The organism is Ruegeria sp. YTSC230 (assembly GCF_059609665.1).
In genome coordinates this window covers 169,650-187,329 of sequence record NZ_JBXWMC010000001.1, presented here as the reverse complement: position 1 = coordinate 187,329, position 17,680 = coordinate 169,650, and the positions used below count along the sequence as shown (strand labels likewise).

At 56.4% G+C, this 17,680-nt stretch carries 18 protein-coding genes; 8 read left to right on the top strand and 10 right to left on the bottom strand.

Features of this window, described 5'->3' with window-relative positions:
- Positions 1-9 precede the first annotated feature (9 nt).
- From AC2FD9_RS00865 to AC2FD9_RS00850, 4 genes are all read right to left on the bottom strand, one after another.
- Positions 10-423, bottom strand: a complete 414-nt coding sequence (locus AC2FD9_RS00865) for a secondary thiamine-phosphate synthase enzyme YjbQ (RefSeq protein WP_282118789.1) — start codon at positions 421-423, stop codon at positions 10-12.
- An 18-nt stretch (positions 424-441) separates the two neighbouring features.
- Complete coding sequence (locus tag AC2FD9_RS00860) at positions 442-843, bottom strand: hypothetical protein (protein ID WP_282118790.1); 402 nt, start codon at positions 841-843, stop codon at positions 442-444.
- 78 nt (positions 844-921) lie between these two features.
- Positions 922-1,470, bottom strand: a complete 549-nt coding sequence (locus tag AC2FD9_RS00855; protein WP_496834924.1) for a DUF4166 domain-containing protein — start codon at positions 1,468-1,470, stop codon at positions 922-924.
- Positions 1,471-2,019 (bottom strand): thiol-disulfide oxidoreductase DCC family protein, encoded by a 549-nt coding sequence (locus AC2FD9_RS00850; RefSeq protein ID WP_496834923.1) that lies wholly within the window; start codon positions 2,017-2,019, stop codon positions 1,471-1,473.
- A 180-nt stretch (positions 2,020-2,199) separates the two neighbouring features.
- Between AC2FD9_RS00850 and AC2FD9_RS00845 the strand changes: the two genes are divergently transcribed.
- The gene (locus AC2FD9_RS00845; RefSeq protein ID WP_496834922.1) at positions 2,200-3,207 is read left to right on the top strand and encodes a helix-turn-helix domain-containing protein; all 1,008 of its coding nucleotides are present in this window, start codon (positions 2,200-2,202) and stop codon (positions 3,205-3,207) included.
- A gap of 193 nt (positions 3,208-3,400) precedes the next feature.
- Here the strand turns inward: AC2FD9_RS00845 and rpoD are convergent, their stop codons facing one another.
- The 4 genes from rpoD to AC2FD9_RS00825 form a co-directional block, all read right to left on the bottom strand.
- Positions 3,401-5,389: an RNA polymerase sigma factor RpoD gene (gene rpoD, locus AC2FD9_RS00840; RefSeq protein WP_496834920.1), complete on the bottom strand. Its 1,989-nt coding sequence runs from the start codon at positions 5,387-5,389 to the stop codon at positions 3,401-3,403.
- Between the two features lie 114 nt (positions 5,390-5,503).
- On the bottom strand, positions 5,504-7,453 hold the full coding sequence (gene dnaG, locus AC2FD9_RS00835; protein ID WP_496834918.1) for a DNA primase: 1,950 nt from the start codon (positions 7,451-7,453) through the stop codon (positions 5,504-5,506).
- 80 nt (positions 7,454-7,533) lie between these two features.
- Positions 7,534-7,830, bottom strand: coding sequence for a hypothetical protein (locus AC2FD9_RS00830; RefSeq protein ID WP_496834916.1), 297 nt, complete (start codon positions 7,828-7,830; stop codon positions 7,534-7,536).
- Between the two features lie 153 nt (positions 7,831-7,983).
- Positions 7,984-9,414, bottom strand: a complete 1,431-nt coding sequence (locus AC2FD9_RS00825; RefSeq protein ID WP_108859115.1) for a Glu/Leu/Phe/Val family dehydrogenase — start codon at positions 9,412-9,414, stop codon at positions 7,984-7,986.
- 325 nt (positions 9,415-9,739) lie between these two features.
- Here AC2FD9_RS00825 and AC2FD9_RS00820 point away from each other — a divergent pair, with 325 nt between their 5' ends.
- The 3 genes from AC2FD9_RS00820 to AC2FD9_RS00810 are packed head-to-tail and all read left to right on the top strand — an operon-like array spanning position 9,740 to position 12,694.
- Positions 9,740-11,527 carry a TadE/TadG family type IV pilus assembly protein gene (locus tag AC2FD9_RS00820; protein WP_282168606.1) on the top strand — a complete coding sequence of 596 codons (1,788 nt, stop codon included), beginning with the start codon at positions 9,740-9,742 and terminating at the stop codon, positions 11,525-11,527.
- Positions 11,524-12,078, top strand: coding sequence for a TadE/TadG family type IV pilus assembly protein (locus AC2FD9_RS00815; protein WP_282118796.1), 555 nt, complete (start codon positions 11,524-11,526; stop codon positions 12,076-12,078). Before AC2FD9_RS00820 ends, AC2FD9_RS00815 begins: the two co-directional genes overlap by 4 nt.
- Position 12,079: 1 nt before the next feature.
- Positions 12,080-12,694, top strand: coding sequence for a TadE/TadG family type IV pilus assembly protein (locus AC2FD9_RS00810; RefSeq protein WP_282118797.1), 615 nt, complete (start codon positions 12,080-12,082; stop codon positions 12,692-12,694).
- Here AC2FD9_RS00810 and AC2FD9_RS00805 read toward each other — a convergent pair.
- Positions 12,630-13,121, bottom strand: coding sequence for a hypothetical protein (locus tag AC2FD9_RS00805; RefSeq protein WP_282168607.1), 492 nt, complete (start codon positions 13,119-13,121; stop codon positions 12,630-12,632). The genes AC2FD9_RS00810 and AC2FD9_RS00805 overlap by 65 nt on opposite strands.
- Before the next feature lie 158 nt (positions 13,122-13,279).
- On the opposite strand from AC2FD9_RS00805, the gene AC2FD9_RS00800 reads away from it, so the two are divergent.
- Positions 13,280-14,191, top strand: a complete 912-nt coding sequence (locus tag AC2FD9_RS00800; protein ID WP_496834914.1) for a pirin family protein — start codon at positions 13,280-13,282, stop codon at positions 14,189-14,191.
- 14 nt (positions 14,192-14,205) lie between these two features.
- Here the strand turns inward: AC2FD9_RS00800 and AC2FD9_RS00795 are convergent, their stop codons facing one another.
- Positions 14,206-14,793 carry a TetR/AcrR family transcriptional regulator gene (locus tag AC2FD9_RS00795; RefSeq protein ID WP_496834912.1) on the bottom strand — a complete coding sequence of 196 codons (588 nt, stop codon included), beginning with the start codon at positions 14,791-14,793 and terminating at the stop codon, positions 14,206-14,208.
- A gap of 99 nt (positions 14,794-14,892) precedes the next feature.
- On the opposite strand from AC2FD9_RS00795, the gene AC2FD9_RS00790 reads away from it, so the two are divergent.
- The 3 genes from AC2FD9_RS00790 (at position 14,893) to glpX (ending at position 17,608) form a co-directional block, all read left to right on the top strand.
- Entirely contained in the window at positions 14,893-15,141 is a 249-nt protein-coding gene (locus AC2FD9_RS00790) for a hypothetical protein (RefSeq protein WP_058274791.1), read from the top strand.
- A gap of 127 nt (positions 15,142-15,268) precedes the next feature.
- Positions 15,269-16,555, top strand: coding sequence for a homoserine dehydrogenase (locus AC2FD9_RS00785; RefSeq protein WP_496834910.1), 1,287 nt, complete (start codon positions 15,269-15,271; stop codon positions 16,553-16,555).
- Between the two features lie 69 nt (positions 16,556-16,624).
- Positions 16,625-17,608, top strand: a complete 984-nt coding sequence (glpX, locus tag AC2FD9_RS00780; RefSeq protein WP_058274789.1) for a class II fructose-bisphosphatase — start codon at positions 16,625-16,627, stop codon at positions 17,606-17,608.
- The last annotated feature ends 72 nt before the right edge of the window (positions 17,609-17,680 follow it).

Below are 17,680 nucleotides of genomic sequence, written 5' to 3'. Positions count from 1 at the left end.
ATAAAGGGGTCAGGCGAAATGCGCCGCGACCTTTCGCACATGCGCTGCGGTGCGGTGTTCAAACAGGTAAATACCCTGCCATGTTCCCAGCACCGTTTGCCCCGCAGACACGGGAACAGAAAGCGATACAGGTAAAAGTGCCGCCTTGATATGGGCGGGCATGTCGTCGGGGCCTTCGTACGTATGGCGCAGATAGGCCATAACTGGGTTATCAGACGGCGGCACCAAACGTTCAAAAAAGGCGTGCAGATCTGTTTGCACCTCAGGATCAGCGTTTTCCTGAATGGTCAGCGAACACGACGTATGCCGCACGAACAATGTCAGCAAACCATCGCCTGAGACCGAGTTAAGCCAGTTGCGCACGTCCCGGGTGAATTCGTACAACCCTGGTCCGTTCGTCGAAATAATAAACTCGGTCTGCATATGGCGATCAGTCCTCGATCAGTCGCGGAATGGGCGGATGTTGCAACGTCCGTTTGCCCCCTGAACCGACATGCTTTCGCCAGCCTTGAAACCGACTGAGATCGAACTGCTTTGCTGGGCAACGTTTGTAGGTTGCTGCAGCGAGAATTGAACGGCCGTGCGGCGACCCGTTGCTTCGCTGGGACCATAGCCGCGCACCACATAAATACGTTGCTGCCAACCTGCACCCAAAGTCCGGCGCGCAAAGTCTGCAGCCGCGCACCAATACCCGTCCACGTCCTGACGGGCCCGCGGGATCACTTCGAACATATTGCTGTTGACGGCAACCGTCTGAAATCCGTTTCGCGCAGCCGAGGCCGACGATAGGGGCACAGACAGCAAGATCGCGGCAGAAACCGCCAATGTCATAACCTGTTTCATAATCATACTCTCATTCATTTCGAGGTAATTTCTCAAATAGTATACATTCTTACCGGGCAAAGCTGGTTCACAATCAATTCAGGCAAAGCGGGTCCCCGCGTGATCGAACGTTAGCCAGCCCTGATACCGGATTAAAGCCCCAACAAGCGGCATCCGGGCCGACACGTCAAACCGGAACCGTCCTTCATCATCCTGCCATTCCTCGGTCTTTGATTGCGGCAGAAGCACCTTCGGGAAAGGAACTCGCAACAAGCTGAGGCGCTTGATCTGGATCTCTAACCTCTCGGGTACAAATACCGGCTTTAACCATACGGAGACCTGCCCAAACTGCTCGCAGACGCATCTCTGGTCCTGGTCCAAAGTCAGCCGCGATCGGGTGATGTGACCATCGAAATCGCGCGTCCATATCCAAGCGTTCCCCTCTTGCTCGACCCTGAGACCCACCGGGATGTCGTCACCCCCGGACGGCATGCCGGCAAAGCGCAACGCGAGTTTGGCCAGCCACCTCTTGCCCGGCGTGACCGAGCATCGCCCGGAATAAAATCCGCCCGTGCTGTGCAAGGCCTGCAGCGCCTTGGGCAGGTTCGTGCCCACGGGCAAGGCTTGCAAAAAGGGATCAGGGTGCACTCAGAACCCCTCTGGCAGAAAGCGAGCTTGCAGCGTTTTGTCCGGGATCATGCAGGTCGGCGAACGTCCGAAGATTGCATACCGGTTTCTGGCGATTACATAGTACAGCGGGTCTTTGATGGTGCGAGGAAGAAACCTGCAGACCGAAAGAACCCACCAAAACCCCGGCAACTTGCGCATCGCTGCTGCGAAAGCATCCAACCGTTGATGAACCACGCCATCGGTAACGACGAGATTGGTTTCAAAGTCCCGCGTCGGTAGTCCGAGGTGAGAATACAGCCTTTGCCCCAATGGCGACTGCGCGGTGGCAAATTTGAACCGCTGCGCCTTGTCCCGGGCGGCCATGAAACGAAAAAACCCAGAACATAGAACGCATTCGCCGTCAAAGACGATGAAATCCTGACCATCCGCCGCATCTGTTGCCAGTCTGGTCATGCCAGTTACGCTCGTTAACCCGTTTTGACGCACATTCGCATCACTGCGCATTCCGGGCAATGCGACACTGGGCCATTTTTGCGAATTGATATGTGTCGGGGAGCCTCGGGTCATCTGCGCGACAAGTTTCCTGGGCTCTGACCTCATCCCCACAAGGCTTAACCCGACAGCACGCGGAAAATACGTATGACACCCAATGTAGTCTTGCGAAATTCTGCCATTGTTATTTGAATAGATGACAGCGGCCGGAACAAATGCCGCGAATTGAAATACGCTGCTAACTCGGGTTTGAACATGGACGTCGATATTGCCCGCATTCAAGTGTTGTCCAAAACACTAGATCAAAGGGCAGAAGATCCTTCGATTGGTGATCGCGTGCTGGCCAAATCCGGTCTGAGCCGCAGCGACATTGCGCCACCTGCAACAGCCTATAGCGCGCACAAAGAGGCGTTGTTTGTCCGCTACGCCTGCGACGCGCTCAATGACATCACCTTTTCGGCCAGTGCTGGGCTTGGCTTCATGTCGTCCTCCAGCCTGACGGCGTATATCAGTAAATACTCGCGTGATCTGAAGCAGGTGATCGAAAACTCGTCGCGGTTTCACGGGATGATAGACCCGGCGTTATTCTTCAGTCTGCGCGTTTCCGGAAATTTTGCTTCAATCGAAGCCGACTGGAAGGATGCCAGTTTTGCCCGATATCACCGTCGTACCGAATTTTTGATTTTCGCGGCACTCGCCCGCATACGCTCGTTAACGCAGACAAGTTTTTTTCCTATCGAAATCCGCTTTCAGCACGAGGTCGGCGAAGCCGGAAAAGAGTTTCAGAAACTAGCGGGCTTTCCTGTGTCCTTTGGTGCAGAACGGTTGGAAATAATACTGACGCTGTCTTCATTGGATCTGCCGGTGCCGACATATGACCCCTCCCTGCGCGAGCATCTTCTGTCATATGGCGACAGGGTTCAGGCCGAAAGTGACCAGCCCGCGCAAAAACTCAGGGCGCAAGTCGAGGGGCTGATCACCCGGTCGATGCCCGGCGCGATCATTCAGGCGGACGACGCAGCCTCGAACCTTGGGATGAGCCCGCGCACGTTTGCCAGACGGCTGAACAATGAAGGCACAAGCTATCGTGAGATTGTCGAAGACTTGAGGTGCGATCTGGCGCAGACCTTTATCACCAACGGGATGCCCTTATCGGAAATCGCCTATTCGCTGGGTTATGCGGATCAACCTGCGTTTTCTACGGCTTTCAAACGCTGGACCGGTCAGGCACCCAGCACATTCCGCACTCGGTTGGAACCGTAACACGGAAAGGGTGGCCGGGGGTCGTCAGCGGCACAGCCTCGCCCCGGCCTGTCCCATGAGTGGACAAGGCAGAAATAGGGGCCGCAACGTCGCTTGCCTTGTGAGTTCTCGCCAATTTGAGGTTTGAACCGGTCACCGTGATCACCGCGTGAACGGATAAGAAAAAGGCGCCTCGTTTGAGGCGCCTTTTTGATTACTGATCCAGGAAAGACCGCAATTTGCGCGATCGGCTGGGATGCTTCAGTTTCCGCAGTGCTTTCGCCTCGATCTGACGAATACGTTCGCGGGTCACGCTGAACTGCTGGCCTACTTCTTCCAGCGTATGGTCGGTGTTCATGCCGATGCCAAAACGCATCCGCAGAACACGTTCCTCACGCGGTGTGAGCGAGGCCAGAACCCGTGTGGTCGTTTCCTTGAGGTTTTCCTGAATGGCGCTGTCCAAAGGCAGCACGGCATTCTTGTCCTCGATGAAATCGCCCAGTTGGCTGTCTTCCTCGTCGCCAATTGGTGTTTCGAGGCTGATCGGCTCCTTGGCGATTTTCATCACCTTGCGAACCTTCTCAAGCGGCATCTGCAGCTTTTCGGCCAGTTCTTCCGGCGTCGGCTCGCGGCCGATTTCATGCAGCATCTGGCGACCGGTCCGGACCAATTTGTTGATCGTTTCGATCATGTGCACCGGAATACGGATCGTACGGGCCTGATCCGCGATTGACCGCGTGATCGCCTGACGGATCCACCAGGTCGCATAGGTCGAGAACTTGTACCCGCGACGGTATTCAAACTTGTCGACCGCCTTCATCAGGCCGATGTTGCCTTCCTGAATAAGATCAAGGAATTGCAGGCCACGGTTCGTGTACTTTTTGGCAATCGAGATCACCAGGCGCAGGTTGGCTTCGACCATTTCCTTCTTGGCCTGACGCGCCTCTTTTTCACCCTTCTGGACCTGCTGCACGATGCGGCGGAATTCGGGGATGTCGAGACCGACATACTGACCGACCTGAGCCATATCGTTGCGCAGTTCCTCGACCTTGGCGGTCGAGCGTTCGATGAACATCTGCCAACCCCGGCCCGGTTTTTCTGCCATCTCGGTCAGCCAGTTCGGGTCCAGTTCGCGCCCGCGGTACGCGTCGATGAATTCGCGACGGTTGATGCGCGCCTGATCCGCCAGTTTCACCATCGAGCTGTCCAACGACATGATACGACGGTTGATGCCGTACAGCTGGTCAATAAGCGCTTCAATACGGTTGTTGTGCAGATGCAGACCGTTCACCAGTTCTACGATCTCAGACCGCAGCTGTTGATAGGTCGCCTCTTGTTTTTCCGAGAAGGTGTCGTCTTCGTTCAGGGTCGCCGAGATCCGGCTATCCTGCATTTCCGACAGCATCGAGAAGTCGGTCGAGATCCGTTCCAGCGTGGTCAGAACCTGATCTTTCAGCGCGGCTTCCATCGCGGCCAACGACATGTTGGCCTGCTCGTCGTCGTCGTCGTCGTCATCATTGTTCAGCGGGTTGCCGTCGGCGTCCAGCTCGGGGCCGGTGTCCTTGGCGGGTTTTGCCGCCGGAACCGCAGAAGTATCGACAACCGGCTCTTCTACATCCCCGTCTTCGTCTAACTGGTTGCCAAACGTGGCCTCCAGATCGATGACGTCGCGCAACAGAATGTCTTCGGACAACAATTCGTCGTGCCAGATGGTGATCGCCTGGAAGGTCAGCGGGCTTTCGCACAGACCGGCAATCATGGTGTTGCGCCCGGCTTCGATCCGCTTGGCGATGGCAATCTCGCCTTCGCGGCTCAGCAATTCGACGCTGCCCATCTCACGCAAATACATGCGGACCGGGTCATCTGTGCGATCCAGCTTTTCAGCACCAGCACCTGCCAGCGCAACCTCTCGGTTACTTTCTGCGGCAACCAGTTCGGTCGAGCCTTTGTTCTCTTCTTCCTCGGCCTCTTCATCTTCGATGATGTTGATGCCCATCTCGGACAGCATCGACATAACGTCTTCGATCTGTTCCGAGCTGACCTGATCAGGCGGCAGAACCTGATTGAGCTGGTCGTAGGTGATGTAACCTTTCTCGCGGGCCTCGGCGATCATTTTCTTGACGTTGGCCTGGCTCATGTCCAGCGAGATTTCCTGTTCCTGCTCGTCGGATTTGCGGTCTTCGTTTGTATCCTTGGCGGCCATTCAATGCTCCTGCAGGGATGGGTGATTCGTTTGTACCGAATCATTAGCGCGTAGAAGTGATTCGGCCACCCGTTTACCCGTTTTTCTTTTCCAGTGCCTTACGAAAACACCACTTTAGCGACGTTTCCGTTCAAAATTGATGCCAGACATGATCGCCTGAAACGCGTCTTTCTCGTCGCGGTTGATTCGTGCGCCGTTATCGGCGATGTCAAAAACCGCCCTATCCTCGTTCTGACTGCGGCTTGTGCGGTTACGCTCTTCGGCGGCCTGGGCCAGCCGGTATGTCAGCGCTTCATCAGCCAGATCAGACAGTTCCTCTGCAGCTTCGGCAATCTCGGCATCCAATCCCCGGAGCGCTTTGATTTTCGCGAGTTCCTCGGCCAGAGTCATCTCGGCCTTTTCGACGTCGCCTGGTTTGAACACACAAGGGATTACTGCGACATGGCGAAGGGCCAGCAGGTTTTCAAGGATTTCGCCGCCCAAAGTTTCAAAAATGTGGTCTTTCAGATGCTCTGGGTCGTCGATCGCATGCCGAAGGATGGCGGCGCGCAAGGCGGCATGATCGGGATCATGGCACTCCATTTCTTCAAGCTGATGTTCGAATTGAACCACAACGGTGGGATTCAGGATGGCGATTGCCAGAATTGCAGCCTCGCGCATCTGGATATCCGCGGTTTCTGAAGACGCCAGAAAAGATGAACGCGCACCTGGGGTTGCTGGTTGTTTCGGAGGTTGCCATTTGCCGCGTGGCTGCCATTGGCGATTTTGCGGCTGACGTTGCGGGCGGAACAGTTGCCAGCGCAGGTCTTTGATCTCTTGCCCGTAATGCGCCCGGATCGAGGCGTCGCGGATCAGTTTGATCTTGTCCCTCAGTGACTTATCCAACGCAGCTTTGCGTTCCGGACTGTCGAACACCTTGCCCTCTGTCTCACGCTGCCACAGCAGTTTGACCATCGGGATCGCGCCTTCAAGCACTGATTTCACCGCTGCCGGACCCTCAGCCCGCAGCAGATCATCGGGATCCTTGCCCTCGGGCATCAGGGCAAACCGCAGGGATTTACCCGCCTCCAGCAGCGGCAAGGCCAGATCAACCGCGCGCATCGCGGCGCGCAAACCCGCCGTGTCGCCGTCCAGCGCAATGATCGGTTCGTCCGAGACGCGCCACAGGAGCTGCAACTGGTGTTCGGTAATAGCCGTGCCCAGCGGCGCGACCGACGCTCCGAACCCGGCTTCGGCTAGGGCAATTACATCCATATACCCTTCGGCTACAATCAAGGGCTGCCCCTTGCCGGAGGCTTGTCGTGCAGGACCGTGGTTATAAAGACTGCGCCCCTTGTCGAACAATTCCGTTTCGGGCGAGTTCAGGTATTTCGCATTGTCATTGGGGTCCATTGCCCGACCGCCAAACGCGATGCACCGCCCGCGCGGATCGCGGATAGGGTACATGATCCGATTGCGGAACGTATCATAAGGCTTTTTGCCCTTGTTCGAAGGTTTGGCCAGCCCGGCCCCAAGGATCAGGTCCTCGGCCACGTTCTTTCCGCGCAGGTGATCCCACAACCCTTGCCAGCCATCCGGCGCAAACCCGATCTCCCACCGGTCCAACGCCTGTGCATCCAATCCTCGACGGATCAGGTAATCGCGCGCGGCGCCCCCTGCCCCGGTCTTGAGTTGCAAGCGGAAGAATTGCGCGGCCTGCTCCATGACGTCGGCCAGTTGCGACCGGCGGTCCTGTTTTTCCTGTGCCTTTGGATCGCGTGCTGGCATGGGCATGCCTGCCTCGCGCGCCAAAATTTCAACCGCTTCGATGAATGAGACATTCTCAGTCTCTTTCACAAAGCTGATCGCATCGCCTTTGGCATGGCACCCGAAGCAGTAGTAGAACCCCTTTTGGTCATCGACGTGGAAGGACGCGGTCTTTTCGTGGTGAAACGGGCATGGCGCCCACATGTCCCCCTTGCCTTGGTTGGACTTGCGCGGATCCCACATCACTTTACGCCCGACAACCTGAGACAGGCTCAGGCGGGTGCGTAGTTCATCCAGAAATCCGGGGGGCAGAGACATGGGTCAAACCTGACAGAAACAAGAACGCGCGCCAAGGGTATGACGCGCGTTTGTCCACAGGGAAATGATGGGGCTGTGGATTATTGCAGCAAACACAGCTCAAGCCACGCGGCGCCCAGATCCTTTTTGCGTACATCGCGCATCTTTTGTTCGTAGACCCAAGGCGCGATCAACGGGATGGCAGCATTGTAATTTTCGGGCCATGTCGGGCTGGTTTCGGCAACTGCCTGGGGCACGTTGCGCTCTTTTACACGGTCCAGCCGTGCCTTCTGGATCGCCGCAACAACTTCAGCCTGGTATTGGCAGCTTTGCTCTTTGGTTTCTTCCGCAACTAATGGGGTGGCCAGCAAAGCGGCTGTAATGGCGATACGCAACATAGGGAACTCCGGTAATCGATTCTGTCGCTGCAGCTTACCTGTCGCAGGCACGGCCTGCCATTGCCGTTTTTGGCGTGTCTACCGTGGTTAAGTCGGCCAGCCCTTACCGTTGGGGCAGCCTGACAAAGCCAGGCTGCCCCTGATTTCAAAACATCACAGCCCTTTGGCGCGATAGCTTTTCGAGACGCGGTCAATGGCCACGATATAGGCCGCCGTACGCAGATCCTCGACATCATCGCGGCTGTGCCAGACTTCGCGCATGGATTGATAGGCAATGCGCATCGTGTCATCGAGGCCCGAGCGCACCAGTTCCAGCTCGTCCGCGCCGCGAAGGTACTTGGCCTTAAAGTCCGGAGACATCGACCAGGCATCGCCAAGATAACGATCCAGCCGCTGCAGCTCACTCACGATCAGCTCGTGCCGCGCCTCTTCCTGACGGCGCTGCATGCGACCGAAACGAATATGGCTCAGGTTCTTGACCCATTCGAAATAGGAAACGGTCACACCGCCCGCGTTTGCATACATGTCCGGAATGATCACCGTGCCCTTCTTGCGCAGAATCTCATCCGCACCTGCAGTCACCGGGCCATTCGCGGCCTCAATGATCAAAGGTGCCTTGATCCGGTCTGCATTAGACAGGTTGATGACCGCCTCCAGCGCAGCAGGAATTAGGATATCGCAGTCTTCTTCAAGAACTGCCCCACCCTCGGCCGAGTGTGTCGCATCGGGATAATCACTGACACCGCCATGCTTGACGATCCACTGGCGTACGGATTCCACGTCGATGCCGTCGGGATTATAAAGCGCACCATCCCATTCGATGATGCCGACAATTCTGGATCCATCCTCTTCGCTCAGGAACTTCGCGGCGTGATAACCCACATTGCCCAGCCCCTGAACGATGACACGTTTTCCATCCAGCTTGCCGGTCAGCCCCGCCTTTTGCATGTCTTCCGGGTGGCGGAAGAATTCACGCAGGGCGTATTGGATGCCGCGACCTGTTGCTTCAACCCGGCCTGCGATACCGCCCGCGTTCAGCGGCTTTCCTGTAACACAGGCGCGTGCATTGATGTCCGTCGTGTTCATCCTGGCGTATTGATCCGCCATCCAGGCCATCTCACGCTCACCCGTTCCCATGTCGGGGGCTGGCACGTTTTGCGACGGGTTGATCAGATCGCGCTTGGCCAGCTCATAGGCAAAGCGGCGGGTGATCTGCTCCAACTCGTGCTCTTCGTATTTTCGGGGATCGATGCACAACCCCCCTTTCGATCCGCCAAAGGGCGTTTCAACCAGAGCACATTTATAAGTCATCAGGGCGGCAAGCGCCTCGACCTCGTCCTGGTTCACAGCAAGGGCGTAACGAATACCGCCCTTTACAGGCTCCATATGCTCGGAATGAACCGAGCGGTAACCGGTGAACGTATGAATATCGCCGCGCAGGCGGACGCCGAACCGAACAGTGTAGGTGGCGTTGCAGACACGAATCTTTTCCTCCAACCCCGGCGGCAGGTCCATAAGGGACGCCGCCCTGTTAAACATCAAATCTACACTTTCGCGAAAGCTGGGTTCATTAATGGCCGTCATGTAATCCTCCGTGCCGACGAACGACGAGCGTTCTGACGTTTTGTCGCACCCATTGCCTAAACGATCAATAATTAAGCAACAATAAAACCCGAAATCGTCACGAAAGCTCTCGGACCGGGCTGAGTCGCGCACGGCGCTTAACTTTGGAAGAATTGTCGCCTGACCGAAAACAGAGGCAAAAAAGCCGTTCAATTATCTACGGTTCGCGCCCAAAGTTGCCATATCTTCGGCACTTCCGCCCAATTCACGCCACGATTCGCCGTTAGTTTTCAAACGTTAACTTTTCCTTAGCAGCGCCGGATGTCTGCTCAGCGAGGTCGGCCAGATGAAAATGCGCATATTTAAGTGCAACACCAAGAATTTTAAGAAAGCAGCTGCGTCTGCTGATCGTTTTTCCCGCGACGAGGATGGCGGGGTCTTTACGATCTTTGTTGCCGTCGGATTTATCCTCATCATGGCGACAGCCGGAATCGGTGTGGACATAATGAACTTTGAGCGTGACAGGGCCAGCCTCCAAGGTACGCTCGATCGTGCGGTTCTTGCTGCAGCGAACGTCAAACAGGAACTCCCACCGGTGGAAGTGGTTAAATCCTATATCGAGAAGTCTGAGGTCCGGGGCAAACTAACCGGAGAACCTGTGGTGGTCGATGATCCTCGCGGTGGATCAAGGAAGGTCACGGCCAACGCTGAAGTAGACGTTAAAACACACTTCCTGACGTTTTTTGGATACGGAACGCTTACAGCCGCGGTCACAAGTGTCGCGGAAGAGTCTATCGGCTCGATCGAAATCGCGATGGTTCTCGATATCTCCGGATCGATGAGCTGGGATTCCGCGACGGAAAACAAAACAAAAATGGAAGCTCTTAAGGACGCCGCTACACAGTTTGTGACGACGATGTATCAGAAAGAGAATCCGGACAAGATTTCGATCTCGATCATACCGTACAACAACCAAGTAAACGCCGGTGCAAATATCCTGGGCAACATGCCCGGTGTAACGACCGAGCACGACTATTCGCACTGCGTTGACTTTGTGGATAGCGATTTCAGAGAACACTGGATTGACCCGGACAAAAGTCTCAATCGTACGGCGCATTTCGACCGCAGAAACTATTATGACGATTACAATGACGAAAGACACCAAATCTCGCGCTCGGTTTGCACCACCCGTGCGGGCAGCGATATTACAGCAGTGACGAACGTTGTTTCCGAATTGCACGATCAGATCGCGGCGATGACTCCAGGCGGAAACACTTCGATTGATATCGGAGTGAAATGGGGGGCCGCGCTGCTGGACCCTCAATTTCAGCCTGTAATTAACAAGCTTTCCCGACAAAACGCCGATCCTGATTCTGTAGATCCGGATACGGGTCTGGATGTCACCACGGGCCTTGATCCTAAGAAGATTGTTCCGGCGGTGTTTGACAACCGTCCGATGAAGTATGAATCAGACGTCAAAAAAATCTTGATCGTCATGACCGACGGCGAGAACACTGAAAACTGGGTTTTGAACGAGGCATACCGCGATGGGCCTTCGGATGTTTGGTACAACCCAAATTATGAGCATGAGGTCAGAAGTTGTTGGTATAATAGGTATGGTCAACTCCGCTGTAGAACCGACAGGTACGGCGGCGAATATAGCGTCCGCACATCTGCCCCTGACGAGCCGCCTGCGTACTATTGGACCAGACAGGAGTTGGAGGGCCAGACCGAACCCTTTGGCGGTGAAGCGGCAGATCAATCAGTGCGCCTGACCTACCCGCAACTGTGGAATCGCGTCACTTTGGACTGGAACGCCGAGTACAACTACGCTTGGCAGTCCAACCACAATCAAACTTGGTATGACAACGCATTCACCGAGATTTACCGGACCAAGAAAGACACCCGGTTGAGCGATATCTGTACCCAAGTCAAGGGTAAGAATGTTGATGTCTATGGCATTGCATTTGAAGCGCCCGACGTAGGTGTTACTGCGATTAGAAATTGTTCCAGCGGCGCAGGGTTCTTTTACGAAGTCAAAGCGAGTGGCGGCCTGGGCGATGACCAACGTACGATTACAGAGGTCTTTGACTCAATTGCTACGGCAATCAAACGCCTGAGGTTGACGCAATGATCCGCAAAGCTCTGGGAAAAGTTCTTCGGTTCAAACGCACTGAGGACGGTGGCTTGACCATTGAGTTCGTCATTTGGTTCCCCGTCTACATGTTCTTCATTCTGGGCGTCATCGAATATTCGCTGGTTACAATTCAGCAGGCGATGCTGGATCGTTCCATGGACCTAGTTGTGCGTAACATTCGACTTGGGATCGGCTTGGAGGACACGCAGCACGATACGATCAAAGACGCGATCTGCAATGAAATGGTCATCATGCAAGATTGCTCCAAAAACCTGCAGTTGGAGATGATTGTTCAAGACCCATATGGGGGGGTGAACCTCCCTGTCGAAGCGGACTGTGCGGATAGGGCGGAAGAGGCCAAACCGGTCCGAGAGTTTTCAAGTGGCGGGGCGAATGCACTGATGATCTTGCGCGCTTGCGCGAGGGTCGACCCGCTTTTCCCGACGACGGCATTAGGACGGGGTGGAACAGACATGAGCCGGGCTTTGTCAGACGATGATGGCCTGATCACACTTACGTCAACGACAACCTTTGTTCAGGAGCCTTGATATGACGCGTCTTTATTCATGCCTCCGACGCGCTCTCGGGACTTTTGTGCGTCGCGAAAGTGGTAGCCTGACGGTGGAATCGGCTCTGTTAGCTCCGATGCTCGTATGGTCCGTAGTGATGACTTACGGGTATTTTGACGGATTTCGCGAAAGCACCGCCAACCTGAAAGCTGCGTTCACGGTCAGCGACTTGATCTCGCGAGAAGCTGAGAACGAAATTACCGACACCTACGCGAGCTCCATGTATGTGATATTCAATCGAATGGTGCGCGATAACACGCCGCTGAAGATGCGTTTGTCACTGGTCAGGTACAACGCCGAAGACGATCTTCATATTGTTGAGTGGTCGACACATTGCGGGTTTACGGGTACTTGGAACAATGGAAACGTCAAACCATTGGCTGACACCCTGCCAGCGATGGCGGACTTGGACACTTTGATCGTTGTGGAAACATCCAAAGACTATGATCCGCCGATTAACACTGATTGGTTGGCCAGTCCGCATAAGTTTGACAACGTGGTTTTCACGCGTCCACGATTTGTACCGACAATTAAGGCAAACGTTTCTGATCGGTTCTGTCAGCAGGATGTAGTGGGTGTAGCACCTGGAGCATAAATTTGGTTTCGGCGGCTGTGGTCAGGCCGCCGATGCCAACACGGCGCCCCAATCGCCACCACAGTCCCGGTGCCCAGCTGTTTCCTGCGCTTTCCGTAGTCTTCAACAAAAATCCATTTGACGGCTTGAACGCAAACACCCCCTGATCGATCGACTCGATATCTTCGACACGCGCAATCACTTGCCCTGAACCGGTCCGCAATTCAGTCTCGGTCAGCTCGATCCAGTCACTGGTGGCTTGCCACATGCGATAGGCCAGCCAGAACGCCGCCACACCAACGACAAGTAAAAAGACCAGCCAGGCCGGTTCCGGTGGCGTGGTCAAAGCGACATAGATGACCAGCACACCCACGGTCGACAGCATCCCCACCCCTATCCAACGTCTGGATGATGAAGGTCGGACCGTGGCCAGAATTTCTTGTTGCATTGACGTCCCCTGCTCTGCTCGGTCCGGGTTTATCCGCTTTGTCTGCCGAAAAACAGAGGGAAGCCGACTATGGAATTGCGCACAGCACCCGTGTTTGCACGCAAATTGACGCATATCGCCAACAGCATACATGATCCCCACAAATTCAGGAGGCCATCATGTCCCTTAGACCAACATTGGAAACCCGCAAAGCCATGCCAACCATGGAAGGCGCAGGCGTCAAATTGCACCGGGCGTTTGGCTTTCAGGACCCGTCCGAGCTTGACCCGTTCCTGTTGTTCGACGACTTCCGCAATGATCACCCCAAGGATTATCAGGCAGGCTTCCCTTGGCATCCGCATCGCGGCATCGAAACCATAACTTATGTCCTGTCCGGCTCGGTCGAGCATTCGGATTCGCTGGGCAACACCGGCACTTTGGGCGCAGGCGACGTTCAGTGGATGACCGCTGGGTCCGGAATCCTGCATCAGGAAATGCCCAAGGGAAACGGTGCGGGCCAAATGCACGGTTTCCAGCTGTGGGGCAATCTGCCGTCAGATCAAAAGATGACAGCCCCCCGCTATCAGGATGTCCAAAGCAAAGAGATCCCCGAGGTCATTGATGATGACGGCACCACTGTGCGCGTTATTGTTGGTGAGTTCTGGGGCAAAACCGGCCCGGTAGACGGTATTGCCGCCGACCCGCAGTACTTGGATATTCAGGTTCCGGCCGGTGTGAGAAAGACCTTTCGCATCGACACCTACCGCCGGGCGTTTGCCTATGTGTTCCAAGGACAGGCGGCCTTTGCCGATGCATCACAACCTAACGGCGTGCTTTTGGAAAAAGAAGTCGCGGGACAAGAGGTTAACATCCGTGATCTGTCCGGTGACCGCACTCTGGTTCGGTTTGGCACCGGTGATGAGGTCACGGTTCAAGCTGGTCCGGAAGGTGTCCGGTTTCTGTTGATCTCGGGCGCGCCCATTGATGAGCCTGTCGCATGGCATGGTCCAATTGTCATGAACACGCGTGCCGAACTGGAACTGGCGTTCAAAGAACTCCGCAATGGCACATTCATCCGCGCCGCGCACTGATTAAACAAAGTTGGTCAGGCGGTTACGGCGCGTCTGACCATATCCCAATAAACCTGCTCTACTTCGTCCAGCGACAAGCGTCCGCCTGCACGGTACCAGGTCATCACACCGTTCAGCATCGCGATCACTGCCAGAGTCGCGATTTTGGTATCGGCAACGGCAAAGAGCCCAGACTTCTGCCCATCCTGCAAAATGGCCTCAAGCGAATCCTCATAAGCCCGGCGCAGGCCTTCTATTTCCGAGAAGTTTTCGGGCGTGAGGTTGCGCAGCTCCATATAGGCAATAAAGACTTCATCCGGTCGCTCCATATGAAACCGAATGTGAAAGCCGACAAAGCGGCGCAGCGCGGTCTCGGCATCAGCGGGTTTTTCAAGTTCACCATAAGCGGCCAACAGATCCTGCATGTGATCCTGCATCAGGCGAAACAGCAGGCTTTGCTTGTCGGGCGTGTAGTTGTACAACGCCCCCGCCTGCACACCCACATCTTTTGCGATCTGGCGCATGGATACAGCGGCATAGCCATGTCGGGCAAACAGCCCCAGCGCTGCTTTTCGAATGCGCGGGCCGGTGATATCGGAGTGTGAACCTTGGGTACGTGCCATACCGCCACCGTATATGAACAAGCGTTCATATAGAACCCCGCTTGAACGACCGCCGCAAAAGGTGCATCACGGGGTCAGTCACCATTGAAAGGGTTCGGTATGAAGCCCCTGCCACTTTTGGTTCTGCTTCTGACTTGCGCAGCCTGCACGGACTTCCCGGAATTGGAAGGACGCGAACAGCCGAATGTGCGCTCGGCCGCGTATCCGAAGCTGGTCCCACTTCAGGACATTCTTGGCCCGCCCATAGATCCCGTGAACGAAGCGGCCGAGGTTGAAGAAGACCTGACCGCGCGCCGCGAAGCGCTGGCCAAAAGGGCCGAAGCGCTGCAGAACGCGCAAACCAACTGACCTTTCGCGTTTCAACCGACTGTTACCGCTGTCCCGGATTGCGCCTCGACGCCGAACCCGTTAAGGCACCTTTGAACGGGCAAACAGCCCGAAACCAAGGACATTCGAGCGGAAAGGAACCCACGGGATGACACAGGCGCTGCGGCTGGGAATTGCCGGCTTGGGAACAGTTGGCGTGGGTGTCGTGCGGATCGTGCGCCGCCATGCCGACCTGCTGCAGGCGCGTACAGGTCGCGCGATCGAAATCACCGCTGTTTCTGCGCGCGACGCAAACAAAGACCGTGGCGTGAACCTGTCGGAGTATGCATGGGAGACTGATCCCGTCTCATTGGCGCAGCGCGACGATGTCGATATTTTTGTCGAACTTATGGGCGGCGAAAACGGCCCCGCCAAAGCATCTGTCGAGGCCGCGTTGGCCGCTGGCAAGGATGTGGTGACCGCGAACAAGGCTTTGTTGGCCATTCACGGTCAGGAGCTGGCTGAAAAAGCCGAGGCCGCAGGCCGTGTAATCCGTTTCGAAGCGGCCGTTGCAGGTGGTATCCCTGTGATCAAATCCCTGACCGAGGGGCTGGCCGGGAACGAAATCACCCGCGTCATGGGCGTGATGAACGGCACCTGCAACTATATCCTGACGCGGATGCAATCGCAGGAGCTGGGGTATAACGCGCTGTTCGAAGAATGCGCCGAACTGGGCTACCTCGAGGCTGACCCGAACCTGGACGTGGGCGGCATCGACGCGGCGCACAAGCTGGCGCTTTTGTCCTCGATCGCGTTTGGCACCAAACCGAATTTCGACGGCATCCAGATCGAAGGCATCCAGCATATCAGTCTGGATGACATTCATCAGGCAGCCGACATGGGCTATCGCATCAAGCTGCTGGGTGTCGCTCAGCGCTCGGCACGCGGTCTGGAACAGCGAATGCAGCCGTGCCTTGTACCCAGCGGCTCGCCCCTGGGTCAGCTGGAAGGCGGCACCAATATGGTCGTCATCGAAGGCGACGCGGTCGATCAGGTTGTCCTGCGCGGCCCTGGCGCAGGCGAAGGTCCAACGGCAAGCGCCGTGATGGGCGACGTCTGCGATCTGGCGCGGGGATTGCAGATCCCAACTTTTGGCCGTCCCGCCACGACACTGGAAGAGGCAAAACCTGCCATAACCGGCCTGCCTGCCCCCTACTACCTGCGCCTCGCACTGTTCGACAAGCCCGGTGCGCTGGCCAAAGTTGCCGCCATTCTGGGTGGCGCGGGCGTTTCGATCGACCGGATGCGCCAGTACGGGCACACCGAAGCCACCGCGCCGGTTCTGATTGTTACGCACAAGACCACACGGGCCACGCTGGATGTCGCTTTGGAAGGGCTTCGCGCGACCGATGTCGTGTCGGGGGAACCCGTCGCATTGCGGATTGAAGAGGTTTGACCCTTGCGGCCTGCACAAAACGCAGGCTATGCCCGATGAAACGCCTTTATAGACCTGAGGATACGAAAAATGAGCGCTGCCAAAATCGATTTCAACGACCGCCTGTTGTCTCTGGGCCTTGCACGGGTCGCAGAGCAGGCCGCACTGGCCTCGGCCTCGCTGGTCGGACGTGGTGACGAAAAGGCTGCGGATCAGGCGGCTGTAAACGCGATGCGCGAACAGCTGAACCTGCTGGACATTGCCGGCGTGGTTGTCATCGGCGAAGGCGAGCGTGACGAAGCACCGATGCTGTATATTGGCGAAGAGGTCGGCACCGGAAACGGCCCCGGTGTGGATATCGCATTGGACCCGCTTGAGGGCACGACTCTGACCGCCAAGGACATGCCGAACGCGCTGACCGTGATCGCGATGGGCCCGCGCGGCTCGATGCTGCACGCACCCGATGTTTATATGGACAAGCTGGCCATTGGTCCGGGCTTTCCGGAAGGCGTCGTGAACCTCGACATGAGCCCGCGCGAGCGCGTTGAAGCGTTGGCCAATGCCAAAGGCTGCAAGCCTGCCGACATCACCGTCTGCATTCTGGAGCGTCCCCGCCACGAAGCGATGATCGCTGAAGTGCGCGAAACCGGCGCCTCGATCCGCCTGATCACCGATGGTGACGTGGCCGGCGTCATGCACTGTGCCGAAAGCGAAGAGACCGGCATCGATATGTACATGGGGCAAGGCGGAGCACCCGAGGGCGTTCTGGCCGCTGCCGCGCTGAAATGCATGGGTGGGCAGATCTTTGGCCGCCTGCTGTTCCGCAACGACGACGAGCGTGGCCGCGCCGCCAAGGCGGGCATCACCGATCTGGACCGCGTTTATTCTCGCGATGAGATGGTAACCGCAGACGTGATCTTTGCCGCAACTGGCGTGACCGGTGGCTCTTTGCTGCCGCGGATCAAACGCCAGCCGGGCTGGGTTGAAACCACCACCCTGCTGATGCGTTCCAAAACCGGTTCGGTGCGCCGCATGTCCTACCGCACGCCAACCTGGCCGCACGACAACGCGTGATGGCTTGCACCTTTGCCTTTGGCAGAGGTTTCGATAGATACAATGAGGCCGGATCCGAGAGGGTCCGGCCTT